We start from the raw sequence: 4,307 nt of genomic DNA on the forward strand, positions 1-4,307 counted from the left end.
TCATCGTCACAAGGCACCTCCCGCACCCTGCCGTGCTCATCCCGGTCCTCGCCACGCTCATCCCGGTCCTTGCCACGCTCATCCCGGTCCTTGCCACGCTCATCCCGGTCCTTGCCACGCTCATCCCGGTCCTTACCGTCGTCCTGGCCTTCGGCTTGGCCGGCATCGCTGACGTTCTGCTTCGGCGCCGCCTGCGAGTCGCTGGCCCGCTGTGCGTCGTCGGGCTTGTGGTCACGGGCAGCCAGCCCGCCCAGTGCCGCCAGACCGACGACGCCGGTCAGGCCGGCCACGCCGGTGGCGACCCACAGCTTGCGTCGCCTAGTCGACGGCGCGGTCGCTGGGGCCCCGCCGTCGGGAGTCGTTACGTCGTTGGACATCAGAGCCTTCCGCCCTTTCCTGCTACCAGACGGGCTCGTACCACTTGAGCGGCACGAGCAGCTACAAATGGGTTGCAGCCTGTTATCCACACCGTATGAGAAGGATCCTCGCGAGGCGGACTTATCCGAAAAAAGCCCGCATTCGCCTCACGTCGGTCGGGTGGGTACACCGGGGCGCAGGGCGTGAAGAAAGGCCCTGGGCAGCGCAAACAGCGACGGGCCCCGCCACCGGTGTCAGGACGACGGAAAACGTCGCCGGCACCGGGGGCGGGGCCCGCCGGGGGTCGTACCGGGTCAGCCGGGCAGGCGCGGACCCGCCTCGCGCTGCTCGGCCAGCCAGGTCTCCACCTCGTCGGAGCGGCGCGGCAGGCCGGCCGAGAGGTTCACCGCGCCGGTCGCGGTGACCAGGATGTCGTCCTCGATCCGCACGCCGGTGCCGCGCAGCTCCTCGGGGACCAGCTCGTCCTCCGGCTGGAAGTACAGCCCCGGCTCGACGGTCAGCACATAGCCCTCGCCGAGCGCGCCGTCGCGGTAGTGCTCCTTGCGGGCGTTGGCGCAGTCGTGCACGTCGATGCCGAGCATGTGGCTGGTGCCGTGCAGCGTCCACCGGCGGTAGACCGTCGAGGCCGGGTCCATCGCCTCGTCCACGCTCACCGGGAGCAGCCCGAGGTCCTTGAGCGCCTCGGCGAGGACCCGCATGGCGGTCAGGTGGACGTCCTTGAACGCCACGCCGGGCTTGATGATGTCGATGCCGGCCTGCTGCGCGGCGTACACGGCGTCGTAGACCTGGCGCTGCAATGGGGTGAACCGGCCGTCGACCGGCAGCACCCGGGTGACGTCGGCGGTGTAGAGGTTGTGCCCCTCGACGCCCATGTCCATCAGCAGCAGGTCACCCGGACGGGTGGTGCCGTGGTTGTGCACCCAGTGCAGGATCGTGGCGTGCTCGCCGGCGCCGACGATCGAGCCGTACCCGACGTCGTTGCCGTCGTGGCGGGCGCGCAGCGCGAAGATCCCCTCCAGCAGTCGCTCCGAGACGGCGCGGTCGGCGGGGAGGATCCGGGCCACGTCCTCGAAGCCGCGCACCGTGGCGTCGACGGCGTCCTGAAGCTGGCCGATCTCCCACTCGTCCTTGACCAGCTTCTGCTCCGAGATGGCGATCGCCAGCTCCCGGTCGCGGGGCGGCTGCCCCTCGGCGCGGACCCCGTCGTACGGGCGGACGGCCGCGTCGACCTGGGCGTCGAACCCGCGCAGCACCCGGGTGCGACCGGGTGCCAGGTCGGCCAGCGCCGCCTCCAGGCCGCTCAGGTCGGCGGTGGGCATGCCCAGCTCGGTGGACTTCTCGCCGAGGGTGTGTCGCCGGCCGACCCACAGCTCGCCGTGCCGGCTGCGGAAGAACTCGTCGGTCTCCCGGGACGAGCGGGGCCGCATGAACAGCGTCGCGTCGTGCCCCGAGCCGTTCGGGCGCAGCACCAGCACGCTGTCCGGGTCGTGGTCGCCGGTCAGGTAGGCGAAGTCGCTGCCCGGCCGGAACGGGTAGGTGGTGTCGTTGGCGCGGACCTTCTCGCCGCCGGTCGGGATGACCAGTGTCTCGCCGGGGAACGCCGCCGAGAGCGCGGCGCGGCGCTTGGCGTAGTTGGGTGCCTCGGGACGGGGCGTGACCGGGAGTTCGGTGTCCCGCCAGCTGTGCCGCATGAAGGACAGGAACGCCTCCGGAAAGTCCGGATCGTGCGATTCCGTGCCGTCTGTCGGCGTACCGTCGGTGCGTTCCTCGGTCATTGCGCCGCTCCCTCCGCGTCGTTGCTGGTCCCGACGGTACCGCGTGCCCGGTTCGTGTTGGTGGCGGCCGGGAGCGCTCCGGATCGACGGACGGCTGCGACGGGCCGACGGACCGCGTGGAAAGATGACCACCATGTGCGGACTCCTGGCCTTCTTCAGCGCGAACGGCAACGCCGCCGCGCACCGCGACCACATCGCCGGAGCATTGGAATGCCTGCACCACCGCGGCCCCGACGAGACAGGGGTCGAGGTGGTCGGCGACGCCTCCGGCCGGTACGCGGACGGCGTGTTCGCCCACAAGCGGCTCGCCATCATCGACGTCGCGTCGAGTCACGAGCCGCTGCCCTACGCGAACGGCCGTTATCTGCTCACCTTCAACGGTGAGATCTACAACTACATCGAGCTGCGCGACGAGCTGGTCCGGAACTTCGGCGCGCAGTTCGCGACGGCCGGTGACGGCGAGGTGATCGTCGCCGGCTACCACTACTGGGGCGAGCAGGTGCTCACCCGCCTGCGTGGCATGTTCGCCTTCGTCATCTGGGACCGGCAGGAACGGCGCGCGTTCGGCGCCCGCGACTACTTCGGCATCAAGCCGCTGCACTACCTGGAGACCGCCGACGGCCTCTACCTGGCGTCGGAGAAGAAGGCGCTGCTGCCGTTCGCGCACAGCAACTACCAGGGCGACGCAGGTGTCGACGCGGCCAACCTGAGCCACTACCTGACGCTGCAGTACGTTCCCGAGCCCGGCACCCTGCACAAGGGCATCAGCCGCATCGGCTCGGGGGAGTACCTGACCTGGTCCCCGGGCGGGCGGATCGACGTACGCCGGTGGTACCGGCCGGTGTTCCGGCCCGCGCCGGTCGACGACGAGCAGAAGCTCTACCACGAGATCCGCGAGACGCTGCGCGAGAGCGTACGCATGCACATGCGCTCCGACGTGCCGGTCGGGTCGTTCCTGTCCAGCGGCATCGACTCGACAGCGGTCGTCGCGCTGGCCCGCGAGTTCAACCCGAACATCCTCACCTTCACCGTCGGCTACGACGTGCCGGGATATTCGGAGATCGACGTCGCGCAGGAGTCGGCCCGGCACCTGGACGTCACCACCATCCCCACCAAGATCGGTCCGCAGGACATGATCGACGCGCTGCCGAAGATCGTCTGGCACCTCGACGACCCGGTGGCGGACCCGGCGCTGGTGCCGCTCTACTTCGTGGCGAAGAAGGCCGCCGAGCACGTCACGGTGGTGCTCTCCGGCGAGGGGGCCGACGAGTTCTTCGGCGGTTACACGATCTACCGGGAGCCGCTGTCGCTCGGCACCGTCAACGGCCTGCCCGGCGGTGTGCAGAAGGGCCTGCGGGCGGTCTCCAAGGCGATCCCGCAGGGGGTCAAGGGCAAGAGCTTCCTGGAGCGCGGCACCACCCCGATCGAGGAGCGCTACTACGGCAACGCCCGGATGTTCACCGAGGAGGAGAAGCAGCACCTGCTGCGCCGCTACGACCCCTCGGTGCGCTACACGGACGTGACCGCGCCGATCTACGCCGAGTGCACCGAGCTGGACGACGTCACCAAGATGCAGTACGTCGACCTCTACACCTGGCTGCGCGGCGACATCCTGGTCAAGGCCGACCGGATCTCGATGTCGCACTCGCTGGAGGTGCGGGTGCCGTTCCTCGACCGCGAGGTCTTCGACGTCGCGGCGAAGATCCCGGTGGATCTCAAGCTGCCGCCGCGCTCCGACGCCACCAAGTACGCGATGCGTCAGGCGTTGCAGGGTGTCGTGCCGCCGGCGATCGTCAACCGTAAGAAGCTGGGCTTCCCGACGCCCACCCGGGTCTGGCTGCGCGGCGAGATGTACGAGTGGGCCCGGCACGTGCTGAGCACCTCGGGCGCGGGTGACCTGCTCGACCTGTCGTACGCGCTGCGGCTGCTCGACGAGCACAAGCGGGAGGAGGCCGACCACTCCCGCAAGGTGTGGACGGTGCTGATCTTCTGCATCTGGCACGCCATCTTCGTGGCCAAGACGCTCGACCCGGGCATCCAGCGCAACCAGTCGGCTCTGCTGACGAAGCCGGTGGTCGGCTCCATGGTCCGCTGATCCAGCGACCCCACCCTGTCGATCAAGAGGTTTGCGTCACCCGAGTGACTCCGGGTGAC

General features: G+C 69.6%; 2 protein-coding genes and 1 pseudogene. 1 reads left to right on the forward strand and 2 read right to left on the reverse strand.

Annotated features, from left to right (window positions below; translation table 11 throughout):
- Both ABZU46_RS31170 and ABZU46_RS31175 read right to left on the reverse strand, forming a co-directional pair.
- Window positions 1-290, reverse strand: a pseudogene (locus ABZU46_RS31170) (hypothetical protein); the annotation flags it as partial.
- A gap of 381 nt (window positions 291-671) precedes the next feature.
- Window positions 672-2,153, reverse strand: coding sequence for an aminopeptidase P family protein (locus ABZU46_RS31175; protein ID WP_354863277.1), 1,482 nt, complete (start codon window positions 2,151-2,153; stop codon window positions 672-674).
- 133 nt (window positions 2,154-2,286) lie between these two features.
- Here ABZU46_RS31175 and asnB point away from each other — a divergent pair, with 133 nt between their 5' ends.
- The gene (gene asnB, locus ABZU46_RS31180; protein ID WP_354863278.1) at window positions 2,287-4,248 is read left to right on the forward strand and encodes an asparagine synthase (glutamine-hydrolyzing); all 1,962 of its coding nucleotides are present in this window, start codon (window positions 2,287-2,289) and stop codon (window positions 4,246-4,248) included.
- Window positions 4,249-4,307: the final 59 nt, after the last annotated feature.

Origin of the sequence: Micromonospora sp. NPDC005197, from assembly GCF_040608295.1 — a bacterium.
GTDB lineage: Bacteria > Actinomycetota > Actinomycetes > Mycobacteriales > Micromonosporaceae > Micromonospora.

What these genes read in the sequence shown, in the direction of transcription:
- asnB (WP_354863278.1), top strand. Translation starts at nt 2,287, where the DNA reads ATGTGCGGACTCCTGGCCTTCTTCAGCGCGAACGGCAACGCCGCCGCG.
- ABZU46_RS31175 (WP_354863277.1), bottom strand. Translation starts at nt 2,153, where the DNA reads ATGACCGAGGAACGCACCGACGGTACGCCGACAGACGGCACGGAATCG.